At 38.1% G+C, this 19483-nt stretch carries 17 protein-coding genes and 1 pseudogene; all 18 read left to right on the top strand.

From position 1 onward, the window contains the following. A pseudogene (locus FZ940_RS05150) lies at positions 1-386 on the top strand (hypothetical protein); the annotation flags it as partial. A gap of 184 nt (positions 387-570) precedes the next feature. After that, the gene (locus FZ940_RS05145; protein WP_148821776.1) at positions 571-1935 is read left to right on the top strand and encodes a coproporphyrinogen III oxidase family protein; all 1365 of its coding nucleotides are present in this window, start codon (positions 571-573) and stop codon (positions 1933-1935) included. Further along, positions 1935-3569 carry a multidrug ABC transporter permease/ATP-binding protein gene (locus FZ940_RS05140; protein WP_148821775.1) on the top strand — a complete coding sequence of 545 codons (1635 nt, stop codon included), beginning with the start codon at positions 1935-1937 and terminating at the stop codon, positions 3567-3569. Before FZ940_RS05145 ends, FZ940_RS05140 begins: the two co-directional genes overlap by 1 nt. A gap of 105 nt (positions 3570-3674) precedes the next feature. Then, the gene (locus tag FZ940_RS05135) at positions 3675-4064 is read left to right on the top strand and encodes an NAD(P)H-quinone oxidoreductase subunit 3 (protein ID WP_021090439.1); all 390 of its coding nucleotides are present in this window, start codon (positions 3675-3677) and stop codon (positions 4062-4064) included. After that, positions 4046-4558: a NuoB/complex I 20 kDa subunit family protein gene (locus tag FZ940_RS05130; RefSeq protein WP_012001120.1), complete on the top strand. Its 513-nt coding sequence runs from the start codon at positions 4046-4048 to the stop codon at positions 4556-4558. The genes FZ940_RS05135 and FZ940_RS05130 overlap by 19 nt, the downstream gene beginning before the upstream one ends. After that, positions 4555-5313 (top strand): NADH-quinone oxidoreductase subunit C, encoded by a 759-nt coding sequence (locus FZ940_RS05125; protein ID WP_148821774.1) that lies wholly within the window; start codon positions 4555-4557, stop codon positions 5311-5313. Before FZ940_RS05130 ends, FZ940_RS05125 begins: the two co-directional genes overlap by 4 nt. Beyond that, positions 5310-6539, top strand: coding sequence for an NADH dehydrogenase (quinone) subunit D (gene nuoD / locus FZ940_RS05120; protein WP_148821772.1), 1230 nt, complete (start codon positions 5310-5312; stop codon positions 6537-6539). Before FZ940_RS05125 ends, nuoD begins: the two co-directional genes overlap by 4 nt. Next, entirely contained in the window at positions 6536-6766 is a 231-nt protein-coding gene (locus FZ940_RS05115) for an NADH-ubiquinone oxidoreductase subunit E family protein (protein WP_148821771.1), read from the top strand. The genes nuoD and FZ940_RS05115 overlap by 4 nt, the downstream gene beginning before the upstream one ends. Continuing rightward, complete coding sequence (locus FZ940_RS05110; protein WP_148821769.1) at positions 6763-7473, top strand: hypothetical protein; 711 nt, start codon at positions 6763-6765, stop codon at positions 7471-7473. Before FZ940_RS05115 ends, FZ940_RS05110 begins: the two co-directional genes overlap by 4 nt. Further along, the gene (locus tag FZ940_RS05105) at positions 7470-9770 is read left to right on the top strand and encodes an NADH-quinone oxidoreductase subunit G (RefSeq protein ID WP_148821768.1); all 2301 of its coding nucleotides are present in this window, start codon (positions 7470-7472) and stop codon (positions 9768-9770) included. Before FZ940_RS05110 ends, FZ940_RS05105 begins: the two co-directional genes overlap by 4 nt. Beyond that, positions 9763-10758 carry an NADH-quinone oxidoreductase subunit NuoH gene (nuoH, locus tag FZ940_RS05100; protein WP_084041825.1) on the top strand — a complete coding sequence of 332 codons (996 nt, stop codon included), beginning with the start codon at positions 9763-9765 and terminating at the stop codon, positions 10756-10758. Before FZ940_RS05105 ends, nuoH begins: the two co-directional genes overlap by 8 nt. Before the next feature lie 8 nt (positions 10759-10766). Beyond that, complete coding sequence (nuoI, locus tag FZ940_RS05095; RefSeq protein ID WP_148821766.1) at positions 10767-11384, top strand: NADH-quinone oxidoreductase subunit NuoI; 618 nt, start codon at positions 10767-10769, stop codon at positions 11382-11384. Between the two features lie 23 nt (positions 11385-11407). Beyond that, positions 11408-11944, top strand: a complete 537-nt coding sequence (locus FZ940_RS05090) for an NADH-quinone oxidoreductase subunit J (protein ID WP_148821765.1) — start codon at positions 11408-11410, stop codon at positions 11942-11944. Beyond that, positions 11941-12243, top strand: coding sequence for an NADH-quinone oxidoreductase subunit NuoK (gene nuoK / locus FZ940_RS05085; protein WP_148821764.1), 303 nt, complete (start codon positions 11941-11943; stop codon positions 12241-12243). The genes FZ940_RS05090 and nuoK overlap by 4 nt, the downstream gene beginning before the upstream one ends. A gap of 3 nt (positions 12244-12246) precedes the next feature. Beyond that, entirely contained in the window at positions 12247-14085 is a 1839-nt protein-coding gene (gene nuoL / locus FZ940_RS05080) for an NADH-quinone oxidoreductase subunit L (protein WP_148821762.1), read from the top strand. Beyond that, positions 14085-15596, top strand: a complete 1512-nt coding sequence (locus tag FZ940_RS05075) for an NADH-quinone oxidoreductase subunit M (protein ID WP_148821760.1) — start codon at positions 14085-14087, stop codon at positions 15594-15596. The genes nuoL and FZ940_RS05075 overlap by 1 nt, the downstream gene beginning before the upstream one ends. Further along, positions 15593-17083 (top strand): NADH-quinone oxidoreductase subunit NuoN, encoded by a 1491-nt coding sequence (nuoN, locus tag FZ940_RS05070; protein WP_148821758.1) that lies wholly within the window; start codon positions 15593-15595, stop codon positions 17081-17083. The genes FZ940_RS05075 and nuoN overlap by 4 nt, the downstream gene beginning before the upstream one ends. A 22-nt stretch (positions 17084-17105) precedes the next feature. Next, positions 17106-19481: a tetratricopeptide repeat protein gene (locus FZ940_RS05065; RefSeq protein WP_148821756.1), complete on the top strand. Its 2376-nt coding sequence runs from the start codon at positions 17106-17108 to the stop codon at positions 19479-19481. Positions 19482-19483: the final 2 nt, after the last annotated feature.

The raw sequence follows: 19483 nt of genomic DNA, 5'->3' as shown, positions 1-19483 counted from the left end.
TAGGTGTTTTGTGTTTTTGTGAAGGTATTTATAAGGATGGTACGCACAAGGAAATTTCACTTATTTTAATGTTTTTATGTCCAATAGTTATATTCTTTTATCTAGTGGATGACATCGCAAAGAAATTTGAAATCACTAACATTAAATATAAATATTTATCTATTGAAAAAAGTATAACAGGTGCTTTGCCAGAAAAAATTTGCAAAAATGGCATATATTGTGATGATAGTAAAACTTATTATGATGAAAACGAAACAAACGGAGTTATAAAACTTTATAATGTAAAAGCCCTATCAACTCTTGGTAAATTTTATTATCTGCAGACAAAAGATGGAGTAAAATTTGAGCTTGATGCAAGCAAAATCATCTCAAGAGTCAAAGAGTAACTTCCTTAAGCTTTGGGGCTAAAATTTGATCGATACGTGAAATTTGCAGATTTAAAAAATTAAAATTTATAGGCCAAATTTATCTGACTAAGCTAAAATTTTCTTTAGCACAAGGCTAAATTTATTAAAAGTTAGCTATCCTAACACATCAATTTAAAACCAAACTTATTTAAGGCGATTAGTTATGATCTTTAAAAATATTGTCGAGAATTTTGCCGTAAATTACGCTCATAATTCTATTCAAAGATCACTATATAATGAATTTAATATAGACATTTTAACCACAACCTACACCAAAACTCCAAAAAAAGACAAAAAGTATATGCTCTACGCACATGTGCCATTTTGTCACACATTCTGTCCATATTGCTCGTTTCATAAGTACCACTATGAGCAAGAGCTTGCAAAAATTTACTTTGAAAATTTACGTGAGGAGATGAGGCAGGTTAAAGAGGCTGGATTTGACTTTGATTCACTTTATGTTGGCGGTGGCACGACGCTTATAAATGAGCCAGAGCTTGAGAAGACACTTAAGCTTGCAAAAGAGCTTTTTAGTATAGATGAAATTTCAGCAGAAAGCGATCCAAATCACATTTCACCCGAGAGTTTAGCCAGATTTGATGGATTAATTGATCGACTAAGCGTTGGCGTACAAAGCTTTGATGATGAAACGTTAAAGAGAGTTGGCAGATATGAAAAATTTGGCTCAGCCAAGGAGATAAAAAGAAAACTTGAGCTTGCTCTTGGAAAGATCCCAGTCATTAGCCTCGATCTCATCTTTAACCTGCCAAATCAAACAAAAGAGCAGCTCATAAACGACATAAATACTGCAAAATCGATCTCTCCACAACAAATCACCTTCTATCCACTCATGAAATCAGAGCTAACAAGAGAGAATATAGCTCGCTCGCTTGGTGTTTCAAACGTAGATAACGAGCGTGAATTTTATGAGATAATCACTGAAGAATTTAGCAAAAGTAACTACAAACAAAGCAACGCTTGGGCATTTTCAAATGAAAAAAGTGCTGACCTTCGTGACGAATATGTTGGCTCAAATTTAGAGTATCTTGGCGTTGGTAGCGGAGCATTTAGTTTTCTTAACGGTGAGCTTGTAATAAATGCGTTTAATCTACTTGAATACGGCAAAAGGATAAAAAATAGGCAAAGCCCAGTCATCGCAAAATGTGGTTTTAGTAAGAAAGAGCGACTTAAATACGCGTTTTTAACAAGGCTTTTTGATGGCGGAGTTGATATTAAAAGATATAACGATGAAAATAACACAAACATCAACAAAGCCTTATTTATAGAGCTTAGCTTGCTTAAGCTTGTAAATGCAGTATATGAAGAAAATGGCATTATTAAGCCGACATTTTTTGGCAAATATATCTGCATCGTGCTTATGCGTGATTTTTACGCTGGTATGGACAAAGTTCGTGCGATATTTAAGGATGACGCTAAGATAAAACGAAGCAAGGTGCTTCGTATAATGAGCGAAAATACTGAACAAAAGTATGAGCCAAATATCATTCAGCCACGAACTGCGATGTAATGCTTGCAAATTTAATTAAAAAAAACATCTATCAAATTTCTAAAATAGTATTATTAACACTCGTATTTAGCGGGCTTGGCGTCTGGACCCTTTCATTTATAAATAATGAGCTTGTAAGCTTAAAAGAATTTGACACCTTTTTAGCGGTTAAATTTATAGTGGTTTTGCTCTTATTTTTTGCAAGCGCCATCGCAGCAAATATATCGCTTACAAATTTTGGGCATAAATTTATCTACGAGCTAAGATATCAAAGTGTAAAGCAAATTTTAGATACGCCAAATAGCGTGATAAACGAGATCGGCAAGGCAAAGATCATAGCTAGCCTAAATAATGACATAAAAACGATCACATTTGCTTTTATGAGCGCTACTGGCTTTATACAAAGCTTGGTTTTTATCATCTGTGCCAGCATCTATCTTTGTGTAATCGCTCCAAAAATTTTTATCTTTTTGTCCATTTGGATCGGTGCGACTCTTTTTATAAATACACTTTTTATGAAAAAAATTCATCTTTATTTTAAGTATTCTAGAGTTCAAGATGACGCATTGCAAAAGCACTACGACGATATCGTAGAGGGGCATAGAGAGCTTAGTTTAAACAGGGCAAGGGCAAGTGTCTGCTTTGATGAGTTAAATTTTACAGGCGATAAAAAACGCCAAAATATGGTAAAGGCCGATATTTATCACGCATTAAGCGATAATTTTACAAACATTATGCTGCTTGGCTCAGTAGGACTTTGTGTATTTTTGTGCGTGGCATTTGACTGGGCGAGCCTGCAAACGGCACTAAGCATTAGCTTAACGATACTATTTTTAAGAGGCTCATTTATGAGCATGGTTGGCTCCATACCAGCCGCACTTAGCGCAAAAGTGAGTTTAGAAAAGATCATGAGTTTAAATCTAAATAAATTTAAGGAAGGCTTTAAATTTGATGACAGCCTAAGCGATAATTGGCAAAACATAAAACTAAAAGATATAAATTTCAACTACACTCACGGCAAATTTTGCCTAAAAGACGTAAATTTAGAGATCAAACGCGGTGAGATAACATTTATCATTGGTAAAAATGGTAGTGGTAAAAGTACGCTTATAAATTTACTTTGCGGGCTAATACGCCCAAGTAGTGGCGAAATTTACCTTGATAGCACAAAGATAGATGAGGCAAATTTACAAAGCTACCAGGCAAAGATTAGCGCTATTTTTGCTGATTTTTATCTATTTTCACAAACGCTCTCTCATAATGGCTTTGCCAGCCAAAGCGAAATAGACGAGCTTTTAGCCTTGCTTGAGATCGACAAAAAAGTAAGTGTCATAGATAATAAGCTTAGCACCACGCAACTCTCAACCGGCCAGCGAAAGCGTCTAAGTCTTTTAATAGCCATCTTAGAGCACCGCTCTATCCTTATCCTAGATGAATGGGCAGCCGATCAAGATCCGCTCTTTAAACGAAAATTTTACAAAGAAATTTTGCCGTTTTTACAAAGTAAGGGCATAAGTATAATTGCTGTTAGCCACGATGATAGCTATTTTGATGTAGCAACTAGGATCATTTTGGTAAAAGATGGCTTTGTGCGTGAGCTAGATGAGAGCGAGCGAATAAGTGCTGCAAAAGATGCAGTTGAGAAGATAAAATAGGAGTAATTTTTACACAAAAGCACAATACTCACCCTACTCTTAAGCCGTTTCAAGCTCAAATAAATTTAAATTTAGTAGAATCTTAAAAATTAAAAAAGGCAAAGTATGTCACATTCAGAGCTTGAAAGCACCTATTTTGGCGCATTTATCATACTTTTACTAGCGACTTGTTCATTTTGTTTAATAACATTCTTATCTTCAAAAATAAGTAAAAAATTAGCCAACCGCAATACCCAGCGTTTAAAACTTGGCTTTTATGAGTGTGGTCCAACCACCGTAAAACAGCCAAATAAGATAAATATCCACTACTTTTTTTATGGAATTTTATTTATTTTATTTGATGTTGAAGTCATCTTTATGTATCCGTGGGCGGTGGATTTTAGGCTACTTGGAATTTTTGGACTAATCGAAATGTTGCTTTTCGTGGCGATTTTACTTATCGGCTTTGCTTATGCTTGGCAAAAAGGAGTCTTTAAATGGCAAAGCATCAGATAAACTACGCTGCAAATGGCGGCTTGCCAGTAGTTTTAACAACCGTTGACAAGCTAGTTCAATGGGGCAGGAGCAACTCACTTTGGGCACTTAGCTACGGGCTTGCTTGCTGTGCGATCGAGATGATGGCAAGTGGCGCTAGCAGATATGACTTTGATAGATTTGGCACAATATTTCGCGCTAGCCCAAGACACTCAGAGGTGATGATTATAGCTGGCACGCTAACTAAAAAACACGCTGAATTTACAAGGCGTCTTTATGATCAGATGCCTGAGCCAAAATGGGTCATCTCAATGGGTAGCTGCGCAAATACTGGTGGCATGTTTAACACCTATTCAACCGTTCAAGGCGTAGATAGGATAATACCAGTTGATATCTACATCCCAGGCTGTGCCCCGCGTCCAGAGACGCTTCAATACGCACTTATGATGCTTCAAAAAAAGATAAGAAAGCAAAGTGCATTTAGGGCGCAAAAGCCAAGAAAGCTTGAGATATGAGAGAGTATAAGCCAAAAAACGACCTGCAAAAAAAGCAATACTATAAAGAAAAATTTTTCATTCCGCAAGAGAGTTTAAAGAACAAAGCAAGTGGTAGTAATTTTGAAAGTGAAATAGAAATTTTAGAACAAGGCGGTGTAGAAATTCTATCTAGCTATATAGAGTTTGACCAGCTTGTTATATATGTAAATTCTAGTGAAAACTACAAAACACTTGAGGTGTTAAAAAACTTTGGCTACGAGCAACTTTGCGAGCTTGCTGCGGTCGATTTCATAAGTCAAAAAAGTGGATATGAAGTTTTTTATCAATTGCTTAGTATCAGTAAAAATAGACGCGCTCGTGTAAAATGCTTTGTAAAAAAGGATGAAATGCTAAAAAGCGTTTGTGAGCTTTATAAAAGTGCGAACTGGGCTGAACGCGAGATGTATGATCTAAGTGGCGTTCTCATTAAAGATCATCCAAATTTAAAGCGCCTCATCATGCCTGATGACTGGCACTCACACCCACTCTTAAAGAGCTATCCGCTAGTTGGCGACGAGGCTGCCAAATGGTACGAGGTAGATAAAATTTTTGGGCGTGAGTTTAGAGAGCAAGTTGGCGAAGAGAACCGCGATCCAGCTTATATTGAAGAGAAAGATACCTTTGGATTTTCAAGAGTATTTAGCGAGGAGTACGAGTATCAAGAAGATGGCGGCGTAAAATTTGTCAAAAAGGCTAAATTTAGCCAGAGCCAGATAGTAAAGGAAAGACCTTGAGCCAGTCACCAAACCGCTTAAAACCATTTTTTGAAAATTTAGAATTTGAGCAAAATGACGGCAAGATGATACTAAATTTTGGCCCACAACACCCAAGTGCTCATGGTCAGTTAAAGCTTGTGCTTGAGCTTGATGGCGAAAAGGTCGTGCGTGCTATGCCAGAGGTTGGCTTCATGCACCGAGGCGTTGAAAAGATGGCTGAAAATATGACCTATCAGGAATTTATCCCAGTGACTGACAGGGTGGATTACATCGCCTCAAGCGCCAATAACTATGCATTTTGCGCGGCCGTGGAGAAGCTTTGTGCCATAGAAGTGCCTCGCCGTGCGCAGATCATTAGAGTGATGCTTTTGGAGCTAAACCGCATCAGCTCGCACCTTTTATTTTTAGCTACGCACGCCCTTGACGTGGGGGCTATGAGCGTCTTTTTATATGCATTTAGAGAGCGCGAATATGTCCTTGATCTCATAGAAAAATACTGCGGCGCAAGGCTAACGCATAGCTCCATAAGGATCGGTGGCGTGCCGCTTGATCTGCCTGATGGCTGGTGCGAGGAGCTGCTTAAATTTTGTGAAAAATTTCCAAGTGACATCACGCTTTACGAAGATCTGCTAAGTGAAAATAGAATTTGGCAAGCAAGACTTGTTGATGTGGGCGTAATTAGCAAAGAGCTAGCCCTTAGTAGCGGCTGCTCTGGCGTCATGCTAAGAGCAAGCGGTGTGGCGCGTGATATAAGAAAAGAAGAGCCATATCTCATCTATGATGAGCTAGAATTTGACGTGCCTTATGCGACACACGGCGACTGCTACGCAAGGTATCTGCTTTACATGAAAGAGATGCATGAGTGCGTGAAAATTTTAAAGCAGTGCGTTAGCAAGTATCAAACAAGCAGCCCCGCTATCATCGCCGATGCGCCAGATTACGTGAGCGCTTCAAAAGAGCAGATAATGAGCCAAAACTACTCATTAATGCAGCATTTTGTTCTGATAACTCAGGGTCTAAAGCCACCAAAGGGCGAAATTTACTTCGCTAGTGAGTCGCCAAAGGGCGAGCTTGGAATTTATATAAACTCGGACGGCAGTGCAAGCCCATACCGCCTAAAAATTCGCACACCAAGCTTTTGGCACTGCGCTATTTATGAAGATTTATTGGTAGGCCAGTACGTTGCTGACGTCGCTACAATAATTGGTAGCACAAATATCATCTTAGGCGAGGTCGATAGATGAGAAGGGTCGATCTTAGGCACTTAAAGAGTGAGTTTTTGAGCGCTCTTGGACAGCAGATAAAGGCTGGCGAGCCTGGCGAAGTGATTATATTTTTATTTGAGATAGGCGATTTTAGTGGTGTGACAAAGGCTGTAAATTTAGCCTATAATCTAAACTGCGAAGTGATGAACTCGCTTAAATTTAACCAAGTTGATTGGGTATTAACTATAAAAAAGGGCAAGATATGAAATTTAATGATTTAATAGCAGGCAAAAGCTTAACTATCGCAAATTTGCTAAGCTTGAGCGATAAAAATTTAGCAAAAAAGATAAAAGAGCACGAGTTTAAGTACATCTCTTGCATCGAAGATAGCGAGCTTGGCGGCGAAAATTTAATCCGCTGCGAAATAGGCTCAATAAGCTACGTCTTAGCTCTTCTTTGCAAATACGCAAATTTATCTTGCGATGAGTTTTTTAGCGAGCTTGATGATGGGCTGATAAGCGGCGAGTGCAATGTTGGTGAAGAGGAATTTGAAGAGCTAGGCGAGTGGATAAAGGATGTTAAAAACATCGTTATTGATGATTCATTTTTTACTCATCCAGACAAAGATGCGATCTTTTGGCTACTTGAAATTTTAGGCAAAAATGTCGTTTTAGCTGGTGGTTGCAGGAAAGAATTTAATGATTATCACAAAATAGACGAGCTAAAAGAGCTTGAAAATTTTGACGGAGCGGTCGTTTATCTAAACAAAAACGCAAGCGATGAGATCGTGGGCGGCGTGCAGTTTGGCATCGTAGCAAAGGCAAAAGATGGCGATATGCTAGAGCTTAAAGCAAAAGATTTTAGCGTGAGGGCAAAATTTAAACTAGACTATTCGCTAAAAGGCACAGTTGCGATATTTGGTGCAAAAGAGTTTGATGGATACGCATTTAAACAAGTAGTAGTTAGTAAATGAAAATAAGCATAAATGATCAAATTTTAGAAGCAGATGAAGGCGAGAGCATCCTAAATATCGCAAGAGCAAATGGAATTTATATCCCAGCTCTTTGCTATCTTAGCGGCTGCTCACCAACTCTTGCTTGTAGGCTTTGCATGGTCGAGGCAAATGGCAAAGTAGTTTATAGCTGCAATGCCAAAGCAAAAGAGGATATGCAAATTTATACAAACACGCCAGAAATCGCTGCCGAGCGAAATGCGATCATGCAGACTTACTGCGTAAATCATCCAATTCAATGTGGCGTTTGTGATAAAAGCGGCGAATGTGAACTACAAAATTTAACCACACATTTAAAAGTAAATGAACAAAAATTTGCCATCGCCGATACGCACAAACCACATAAAAAATGGGGGCTAATCAACTACGATCCAGCTCTTTGCATAGTCTGCGAAAGATGTGTCACTGTTTGTAAGGACAGGATCGGAGAGAGTGCACTAAAGACCGTACCAAGGGGCGTTGAAGTGCCAAAAGAGCTAAAAGAGAGTATGCCAAAAGATGCCTATGCTGTTTTTAGCAAGATGCAAAAAAGCTTAATAGGCCCAAGCGTGGGCGAGAGTTTAGACTGCTCATTTTGTGGCGAGTGTATCAGCGTTTGCCCTACTGGAGCGCTTATTAGTTCGCATTTTCAATATAGCACAAATATCTGGGAGCTAAACCCTATCCCAGCAGCAAATCCACATCAAAGCGACTGTGAGCTAATTTACTATGACGTAAAAGAAAAGAGCACCAGCGATAGAAGTAAGCAAATTTACCGCGTCAGCAATGATTTTACATTTGGCGAAATAAGTGGAGCAGCTAGGTTTGGCTATGACTTTCACAACGAGCTTGCCTGTAAGAATGAAGAGAAATTTGAAGAGATTGTTTTAAATATTAAAAATGGTGCGATCAAAAATATAAAATTTAATAGCTTTATCACGAACGAAGAGGCCCTTATTTTAGAGCGTTTAAGAGAGAAATTTGATCTAAATCTAATAAACAATGAAGCGCTAAATTATCAAAAATTTTTAAATAAATTTAGCGAATTTAGTGGGCTTAGCTCGTATAACGCAGACTATGAAGATATTAAAAAAAGCGATTTTATCATCACTGCTGGCAGTTTCTTAAGACACGAAAGCCCAGTGACAAGCTTTAAGTTAAATAACGCTTTAAAAATGAATAAAGCAGCTGGAATTTACTTTCATCACATAGCCGATGAGATCGTTAAAAAATATTCTAAAAATTTTATCTATGTAACGCATGAAGCTGGAAAATTAGAGCAAATTTTACTTTTTATACTTAAAAACTGGGGTGAAAATTTACCTAGCGCACTTACATCAAAGCTTGAAAATTTTGATGAAAATTTTGGCTTAGATGTACCAGCTTTAAGCGAGGGCAAAAGCAAATTCACGCTCATTTTAGGAAGCGATTTTTACACGGATGAAAATGCGAATTTACTAGCCGCACTTACTGGAGTGATCGCAAGAGCTACGCCTTTTCGTGTGATGCTAATACCACCACGCACAAACTCACTTGGCGTTGCTAAAATTTGCACTCTTACAAGCGAGAAAAAGCCTGGCAAGACGCTTGGCTATAACGAAAATGGTGATTATAAATTTAGCATTTTTGAAGGTGACATCGATGCTAGTGCGCTAAATCAGCAAGAAGGTACATTTACAAGCATAAATAACGCCTTAGTGCCAACAAATGTGGCGATACCGCACAAAGGTTATTTTCTAAACGATATTGCAAATGCGCTTGGACTAATGGCTAAAGATACGATTGATTACACGCCAAATTTACCAAAAGAAAAGGGTTACAAAGGCATTAAATTTGATGATTTAGAAAATTTTTACGCAAACAACGGCACAAGCCACAGAGGCTATAAACTAGAAATTTCAAATTTCACACCAAATGATGATATAGAGCTGCTTTTAAAAGATACCAAGAGCATAAATTTAAAAGATGACGAGGCGCTTATAAGTCTTGCAAATCCTATAAATTTGCCATCATTTTTTGCAAACTATGCCACTCAAACAGCTAAAAGAGCGAAGCTTTATGCAAGTAGCGAATTTATGGCTAAATTTGAAATTTCACAAAATGAAGCGATTATTTTAGAAAAAGATGGGCACAAGCTTGCCATTTGCGTGGAGCTTGATAGCGAGCTTGGCGGAGTCGCTGTGTATTTAGGCGATTATGACGACAAACTTGATGTGGGCGTTATATTTAATGGCAAAAGCTACGCCGCAGTTAAAATCATAAAGGCAAAAGATGAGTGAAACACTATTTTTTGTGCTAAGCACTATCATTAAAGCTGTGGTCATTTTAGCCGTCATGGCAAGCCTTGCAGGGCTTGCAACCTATGCTGAAAGAAAAGTATTAGCCTACATGCAGCGCCGCGTTGGGCCTGATATGGTAGGGCCAGCTGGAATTTTACAGATAGTAGCTGACATGATAAAACTCTTTACAAAAGAGGATATCGTGCCAGCAAATACGAATAAATTTATCTTTTTAATAGCTCCACTAATATCAGCTATTGCCGCGTTTGCAGCGCTTGCACCTGTGCCGTTTTTGCCTGAGTTTGAAATTTTTGGACATACATTACGTCCGATTCTCTCAGATATTAATGTTGGTATTTTATACATCGCTGGTGTTGCTTCAGTTTGCGTCTTCTCTCCACTTGCAGCAGGTCTTGCAAGCTATAATAAATTTGCACTAATTAGCGCAGCTCGCGCAGTAGTCTCACTTCTTAGTTTCGAAATAGTCGCTGGCATGGCTCTTTTAAGCGTCGTAATGGTAACTAGCTCACTCTCACTTGTGGATATAAACAACTATCAAAAAGGAATTTTTGGCTGGCTTATATTTAAGCAGCCACTTGCCTTTTTACTCTTTTTAATAGCAAGCTTCGTAGAGTGCAATAGAACGCCATTTTGCTTAACAGAAAACGAAACAGAGATAGTAGCAGGCTATGGCACCGAGTATAGCGGCATGAGATGGGCGATGTTTTTCATCGGCGAATACACAAATATGATCGCTGCTAGCATCATCATTACGATTTTATTTTTAGGTGGATTTAACGAATTTTTATTTATCCCAGGCGCTTTAATGATCATCTTAAAATCAAGCATTGTCTTTTTCTTTTTTCTTTGGGTGAGGGCTTCATGGGCACATTTAAGAGTTGATCAGTTAAGTGCATTTTGCTGGAAAATTTTACTTCCGCTTGGAATTTTAAATATCGTAATCACTGGCTTTATGCTACTAATCTAAGGCGAAAAATGAGTGAGAAAAAATATATTTTAATAGATGAAAAGTTAAAGCCAAAGAGCACGTTTGATAAATTTAAGCACTTCATTGCTGCCACATTTAAGCCTGATCTTTTGATCGGACTAAAAGTCACGATAAAGCAGATGCTCTTTAGCAAGTCACATACTTTAAAATACCCTATGCAAAAGATGGAGCTAAACGCTAGATATAGGGGCATTCACAAGCTTTTAAAATTTGTTGAAAGTGAAAATGAACGTTGCATTGGGTGTGGGTTATGTGAGAAAATTTGCGTTAGCAACTGTATTTCGATGAAGACTTCACTTGGCGAAGATGGCCGTAAAAAGGTCGCAAGCTACTCAATAAATTTAAGCAGATGCGTATATTGTGGATTTTGCGCTGATGTTTGCCCTGAGCTTGCGATAGTCTGCGGACAAGAGTACGAAGTTGCTAGCGAGAGCAGGATCATATTTGGAACAAAAGATGAGTTTTTGACAAAGGATAAATTTTTAAAAGATCAAAGCGAGTTTGAAGGATACGGAGCGCTTCCTAAAAATGCTGATAGCTTAATCAAAAAGACGCCAAATGCATTTATAAACGAAAATGAAAATGAGACAAAAAGTGATGAGTAGTATAAATTTTAAAAGGGCAAAAGATGTATGAGAGCTTTGCATTTTATCTTTTTAGCGCCTTGGTTTTAGTTAGTTTTTCTTTTAGCGTATTTTGTAAAAACGCACTAAATGCAGTCTCTGCGCTAGCTGCTGGCATGGTCTTTATCTCGGCTATATTTTTCTTACTTGGAGCGGAATTTCTAGGCGTAGTGCAGATAATAGTCTACACAGGTGCTGTGGTCGTTTTATATGCATTTGCGATGATGTTTTTTGATAGTAGCAAAGAGTGTGAGCCAAAAAGTAACAAAAAAGCAAAGATCACCATCTATCTTTTAAGTAGCTTTATAGCGCTTCTTTTGATATTTATATTTTTAGCTCCTATTTATGGTGCAAAATTTGATGGATTAAGTCCCATTGCTAGCGAGCTTGGCAATATCGAGGCTATTGGAATTTTACTTTTTAGCAAGTATTTGATCGCTTTTGAGATGTGTGCTGTAATGCTTCTTGTGGCAATGGTTGCTGGCATTATCTTAATACATAAAGATCTAAATACTAAAAATACGCTAGAGGAGATGCTATGATAGGACTTACTCACTACCTCATCCTTGTAAGTCTGGTCTTTGTCATAGGGCTAATTGGCATAATGCGAAGAAGAAATTTGATTATGCTATTTTTCTCAAGTGAAATTTTACTAAACTCGGCAAATATCGCACTCGCGGCTATCTCAAAATACCACTTTGATCTAACTGGACAAATAGTTGCATTTTTTATAGTTGCCATCGCTGCTAGCGAAGTCGCCGTGGGGCTTGGCCTGCTCGTGCTTTGGTATAAAAAGACTGGTAGCATTAGTCTAGATTCGATGACAAATATGAAAGGCTAAGAGATGACTTTATTTTGCATTTCACTATTTTTCCCACTTCTTAGCTTTATCGTTTCTGGACTTTTTTCACATAGCAGTAAAAATTTTTTACTTGGTATCTTTTGCTCACTTTTAATGATAATTAGCACAACCGCCTCACTCATGCTAGCAGCCAGTCTTGGCATAGATGAACCGCTAAATTTATCACTAAAAGAGTTTATAAATTTTGGCGGTCTGGATTTAAATTTTGGCTTCTATCTTGACGCCATTAGCCTTGTTATGCTTAGCACTGTGGGTGTGGTAGCTAGCGTAGTGCATATCTACTCCATTGGCTACATGAAAGATGACGCAAGCTTTAACCGCTTTTTTAGCTACTTGGGGCTTTTTGTATTTTGCATGAATGTCCTTGTATCAAGCGATAACTTTATAGGGCTATTTATTGGCTGGGAGGGCGTTGGACTTTGCTCGTGGCTACTCATTGGCTTTTGGTATAAAAAGCCTAGCGCAAACGTCGCTGCAAACGAAGCCTTTATAATGAATAGAGTCGCTGATCTAGCCATGCTTGTTGGCATTTTTTATATATTTTATAGCTTTGGCTCACTTAAATTTAGCGAGGTTTTTAACGCTAGAAGCGACTTTTCTGGGCTAAATTTAGGTATCATCGCCACACTTCTTTTTATAGGCGCCATGGGTAAAAGTGCACAGTTTCCATTTCACACCTGGCTTGCAAACGCCATGGAGGGACCAACGCCAGTTTCTGCACTCATCCACGCTGCGACCATGGTAACAGCTGGCGTCTATCTAGTCATACGCGCAAATTTTATCTTTACAAACGTACCTGAAGTTTCGCACTTTATCGCCTGCCTTGGCGCATTTGTAGCGGTTTTTGCAGCAAGCATTGCACTTGTGCATAACGACCTTAAAAAAATAGTCGCCTACTCGACGCTTTCACAGCTTGGCTATATGTTCGTAGCTGCTGGACTTGGGGCTTATAAGATTGCACTTTTTCACCTTGTCACGCATGCATTTTTTAAGTCACTTCTCTTTTTATGCGCTGGCAACGTTATGCACGCGATGAATGATGAGCTAAATATCAAAAAAATGGGCGGACTTTATAAATTTATGAAGCCAACCGCACTTCTTTCTATCATCGCAAGCTGCGCGCTGGCTGGATTTTACCCATTTGCTGGCTTTTTTTCAAAAGATAAAATTTTAGAGGTCGCCTTTAGTGAAGATCAAATTTTGTGGGCCGTCTTGCTCTTTGGCGCGGTGCTTACGGCATTTTATAGCTTTAGACTTGTCATGCTAGTATTTTTTGCAAGGCCAAAGAGCGAGAAACACGTGCATGAAGCTAAAAACTATATGCTAGCTGGCATGGGCGTACTTGGAATTCTCTCAGTCATAAGTGGCTTTTTTTGGAGCAACTTTAGTGAGTTTTTAGAAAAAAGCTTAAAAGATTTTTCACTAAATTTATCTCACGGTAGCGAAATTTTCTTGCTCGTTTTAACACTTAGTCTAGTGCTAGCAAGCGCTGGCTTTGCAGTATTTGCCTATAAAAAAGAAATTTTTAAAGAGAGTGTTTGTGAGAGTAGAATTTATAAAATTTTACAAAATGCCTACTTTATTCCAAAATTTTACGAGAAATTTTTCATAAATGGCTATACGCTAGTTTCACAAATTTGTAAGAAATTTGATGAGATGATAATTGATAGAAGTGTCGATCTTATCGCGCTTATAGTAACTAAATTTGCATATTTAGCAAACAAAATGCAAAGCGGCGACTTAAGCATCATGCTTAGGTTTATGGTTGCAGGATTTGCCTTGCTTTTAAGCTTTATATTTTTATTAAACGGAGCCAAATAATGCTAAGTGTAATCATATTTTTCCCCGCAATAAGCGCTATACTTGGCTTTTTAATAGAAAATAAAAGCATCAAATTTTATGGAGCAAGCATCGCTCTCATAGAGCTTTTGCTAGCCATTTTTATCTGCGTAAATGTCGATTTTCATGGTTATGACTTTGTTTTAATGCATCAAGTCTCACTCATACCAAGCCTAAATATCAGCTATTTTGTCGGCATCGATACCATTTCGCTAGCACTTATCGTACTTAGTGCATTTATGAGTTTCATCTCTATCGTGGCACTTAGCGATGATGGAAATTTAAAGCACCTAATTATTAGCGTGCTATTTTTAGAGAGCACGATGATGGGCGTCTTTAGCGCGCTTGATATGATCTTGTTTTACAGCTTTTGGGAGCTTAGCCTCATACCGCTTCTTTACATCATCGGCGCATTTGGCAGTAAAAATAGAATTTATGCTGCGATTAAATTTTTCATCTATACATTTTTAGGCTCTGTCTTTATGCTAGTAGCGATCATCTTTATCGGCTATCTGTGCTATCAAAAAAGTGGCGTCTTTAGCTTTAGCCTGCTTGACTGGTACAAGCTTGGTATTGGGCAAAGTGCTCAAATTTGGCTATTTTTAGCGTTTTTCTTTGCCTTTGGTGTGAAAACTCCACTATTTCCATTTCATACGTGGCTACCTTACGCGCATGGACAGGCTCCAACTATCGGCTCTGTGCTACTTGCTAGCGTGCTTTTAAAGATGGGCACTTACGGCTTTGTGAGATTTTCACTTCCACTTTTTCCAGATGCGAGCCTACTTTTAAGTGGCTTTGTCTGCGTCATAGCTATCATTATGATCATCTACGCAGCTCTCGTTGCCTACGTACAAAGCGACATGAAACAAGTGATCGCTTATAGCTCCATTTCACACATGGGCGTCATCATGCTTGGCATTTTTTCACTAAATTTAATAGGCCTTGGTGGCTCAATATTTTTAATGATAAGCCACGGCATCGTTAGTGGCGCGCTATTTTTGTTAGTTGGTGTCATATATGAGAGGGCTCACACAAAAGAAATTTGCGAATTTGGCGGCCTTGCTAAGGTGACGCCAAAGTATGCGCTTATATTTTTTATAGCAACGCTTGCAAGTATCGGTCTGCCGCTAACCATTGGCTTTGTGGGCGAGTTTTTGAGTCTGCTTGGCATCTTTAAGCTAAATAAGCTCTTTGCGCTACTTGGTGGCTTTAGTATCATCGTGGGCGCTGTTTATATGCTGGTACTTTATAAAAGGGTCTTTTTTGGCGAATGCAAAGAGAAAAATTTGAGCCTAAGAGATCTAAATTTTAAAGAGTTAGCCGCTCTTTTACCACTTTGCTTACTTATCATCGCCCTTGGTATCGCACCAAATTTGATCCTAAAGCCACTTGAGCCAAGCGTGCAAAATATCATAAACAAAATGCAAAGCAGGTCAATAGATAGCGGCACAAAGGATAAAATTTTATCCCTAAATGAGAGGAGCAAACTATGAATGAAATAGCCCTTTTAGACTTAAAAGAGATATCACTATCGTCAATTGCTCCGATGCTTAGCATGCTGGTTTTTGCATTTTTTATATTAATTGTTGGAACTATAAAAAAAGATCTCTCAAGAAATTTCTACTGTATTTTTTGCATCATAGCCATATTTGTAAATTTGGGTCTTATACTTGATTTTAACGGTCTTAGCCTTAGCTTTTGGGATATGCTTTTAGTTGATGGCGTTTCGGTCATCTCTCAAGTCATCATCCTAATCGCCTCAGCCCTTTTTATCCCGCTCGCACTTAGCACAAAAGAGTATTTTGAGTACAAAATTTATGAGTATTACGCGCTATTTTTATTTATGATTGCTGGATTTTTGTTTATGGTGAGCTCAAATAACCTACTCATCATCTTTTTAGGCCTTGAGATCAGCTCGCTTTGCCTCTACACCCTAATAGCCCTTCACAACAAGACAAAAAGCGTAGAAGCTGCTATTAAATACTTCGCTATGGGCTCGCTCTCAGCTGGCTTTTTTGCGATGGCGATAGCGATATTTTACTTGGCAACAAATTCTATCGATATCACGCGAATTGGCGTAGTGATAAAAGAGCTTAGCCTAAATCAAAATTTAATCATCTTGCTTGGCTGTGTTTTCATTGCCTCAGCCATTGGCTTTAAACTCTCGCTCATACCATTTCACACATGGATACCAGACGTTTATGAGGGCTCAAATGCCCCGCTAGCAGGCTATATGTCGATCGTGCCAAAGGTAGCGGCATTTATCGTCGCACTTCGTGTCTTTGCCATGCTTGAAGCCTCGCAAATTTCGTGGATAAAAGATCTGCTTTACATCATCGCCGTACTTACGATGAGCCTTGCAAATATCATGGCTCTAGTACAAAAAGACGTAAAAAGAATGCTCGCCTTTAGCTCCATAGCTCACGCTGGTGTCGTGCTTTGCGCGCTTGTGGCAAATTCTCACGAGGCAAATGTCGCCTTGTTTTTCTACTGGATCATGTTTTTGTTTGCAAATTTGGGTGCATTTTCTATGCTCTGGGTGGCAAGGTGCGACGATGTCGTCTGCTGGGACAAGCGCTTTAAGCATCCATTTGAGAAATTTTCAGGGCTTATAAAAATTTTACCAAGCTACGCTGTGATAATGGGAATTTTCATGATCGCCCTTGCTGGCATTCCGCCTTTTAGCGTATTTTGGGGTAAGATGGTGCTTATCTCATCGCTCATAAAGTCTGATTACGTCGTGCTTGGCGTTATAATCATGATAAATTCTGCCATTGCGATTTATTACTATTTAAAGCTAATAGTCTTTATGTTCCTAAAGAATCCGATCGTAAAAGATAAAAATCTCTACACTGCAAATATCTCTATGGCACTAAAAGTAATTGTTGGCATTGCGGTAGCTGGAACAGCCTTTTCATTTTTATTTTCTGGAGCGATTTTGGAATTTATTGAGCATTTTGTCTTTGCTTCAGGATTTTAGAAAATTTAACTATAATTGCGGCATGAAAAAGCTCTTAATTATTTTATTTTTTCCGCTTTATCTAACCGCTTTTAATCTTAGCCTAAACAGCGGCGCAAATGGCGATAAACCTTATAGCGTTCTTCAGCTAAGCGATGAGCAAGAATTTGAATGCGTGGAGCAAATTTTAGCTTACGATACCAAACGCTATGTCTGCATGCTTGATGATGAAATTTTGCCAAAAATTGAAGATACGACACTGCCATTAATGGATATAAAATATAAAAAGCAAGATGGCAAGCTTTTTATCGTCATAATGCCAAAAGCTCCGTCAAAACTACTAAATATAAAAACTGAGCTTTATAGCAGTCAAAACGTACAAGATAGCCCAAAAACAACCATTTCAAAACACTTTAGCATAATCATAGATACTTCGCTTAGTGAAAATAGCAAGAGAAAGTCTGGGCTAAATTTTAAACCTGATTTTAAAGATATGCTAAATCCTAGTATCGGAGCGCTTGATCTTAATAAAGCTCCTATTGCTGGGCTTGATAGTAATGACATTGATATATACATAAGCATAAAAAGAGCTTATGAAAAGGGCGCTTATGAAAATGTAGTAAAAGATACTCAAACAGCGATAAAAAGGCATCCAAATAGCCTTTTTTCAAGTGAATTTTTACTATTTCGCCTAAGGGCTCTTGATAAAATTTTTGAGACAAAAAATGAGTTTGAAGAGATCGAGCCAAAAGATATCGTAAGCGAAGGTAGGGCTTGGATTAGAAAATTCCCATCTGATGAAAACTATCCAGAAGTGCTATATCTAATCGCTAGAGCCTACCTAAAAGATAGCATTGCAAGTGATGCAAAATATATGCTTGATATCTTAAATGAAGAGCATACAAACTCAAAATTTACGAAACTTGCAGCGCTTGATTATGCTGATTATCTCTACAAAATAGGCAGACAAAAAGAGGCGCTAAAAGACTATGAAAAAGTGCTTTACTCCACGAACGACATCGACCTTGCAAGTAGAGCGGCACTAAGCCTAGCTGATGCAAATATTGATAAAGAAAAATTTGATGAAGCAAAGAAATTTATACTAAAAATCGCAAATGCGAATGAAAAATTTTTTATGAACAACCCAACAAAGTCGATGAATCTTGCAACTACATTTGCAAGTAAAGATATGCCTGATGTGGCTGCTAAAATTTATGAAATCTTGATAAATAATAGCGATAGAACGAAAGATTTTTATGAAGTTGCTTTAAAAAATTTAGCACTAAATCTAGCCAAAACAAAAGATGAGAAAAAAGCATACGAATACTTAAATAGATATGAGACAGAGTTTAAATATGGTGATTATATCGATGAGGTGACTAAAGCAAAAGATGGGTTATTTTTTGAAGAAAAAGATAAAAATGCTACTGCACTTCATGCTAGATATAAAGAGCTAATTGAAAAATATGCTGGGACAAATATTAGCCAAACGGCTCTAATAAGCGAGCTTGAGCTGGATATTAAAGAGCGTAAATTCTCCGATGCACTATCTTACAAAACCATGGCAAAAGATGGAAATTTAAGCAAGGCAATGGAGCTGATAAATGAAGCTGCGCTAGAGCTTACAAAAGAGTATTTTATAAAAGATGATTGCACGGCTGTTATAAATTTACTTGAAAACTACGATATAAATAAAATCTCATTACCACAATTTAAGCTTTTTAACTGCTATTACAGAACGGCCCGCTATAACGATGCACTTGAGCTCGCAAAAGCTCATGCAAAAGATGAAAATTTAGAAGATAGGGTCGAGTGGCTGGTAAATTTGAGTAAAATTTTATATAGAAACAAAGACTACGAGCATGCGATTATTGCCGCAAATGACGCGCTTTCACTTGGCTCATCAGTCGAATACTCAGATCCAACACCATCTCTTTTTGACAGGTTTTACTCATTGCTTGCGTTAAAACGCTTTACGGAGGCGATCTCAACCATTAGCGCTATCGAGCAGCTAAGAGGCCAAGACTTTAAGATCATCGAAGCATATACAGCTATAAGTGACTATGCGATGAAAAGTAATGACTACGCTATCGCTACAACGTATACTAAAAAAGCTCTTGAGCTACAAACAAAAGCCAAAATAAATACATTTTCGCCAAAGATAAATTTTAACTACTCAGAAGCATTACTAAAGACAGATAACCTAGGTGAGGCACTTGATGAGGCGAAATTTATACTGAACATGAAGCTTGAGCCAGAAGACCGCTTACATGCTTTAAATTTGATAAGCGAAATTTATATAAGGCAAAAGCAGTTTAAGTTAGCTAGGCCTTATTTAAATGAGTGTTCTGACTCAAATTTTGTAAGCCCGTATAAAGATGCTTGCAAAGCCAAGCTTGGTATGATAGGCAAAAGCTAAAA

This window comes from Campylobacter concisus, from assembly GCF_902460415.1.
In the GTDB taxonomy this organism is placed as follows: Bacteria; Campylobacterota; Campylobacteria; order Campylobacterales; family Campylobacteraceae; genus Campylobacter_A; species Campylobacter_A concisus_Y.
This window is presented reverse-complemented; position numbering and strand designations above follow the sequence as displayed.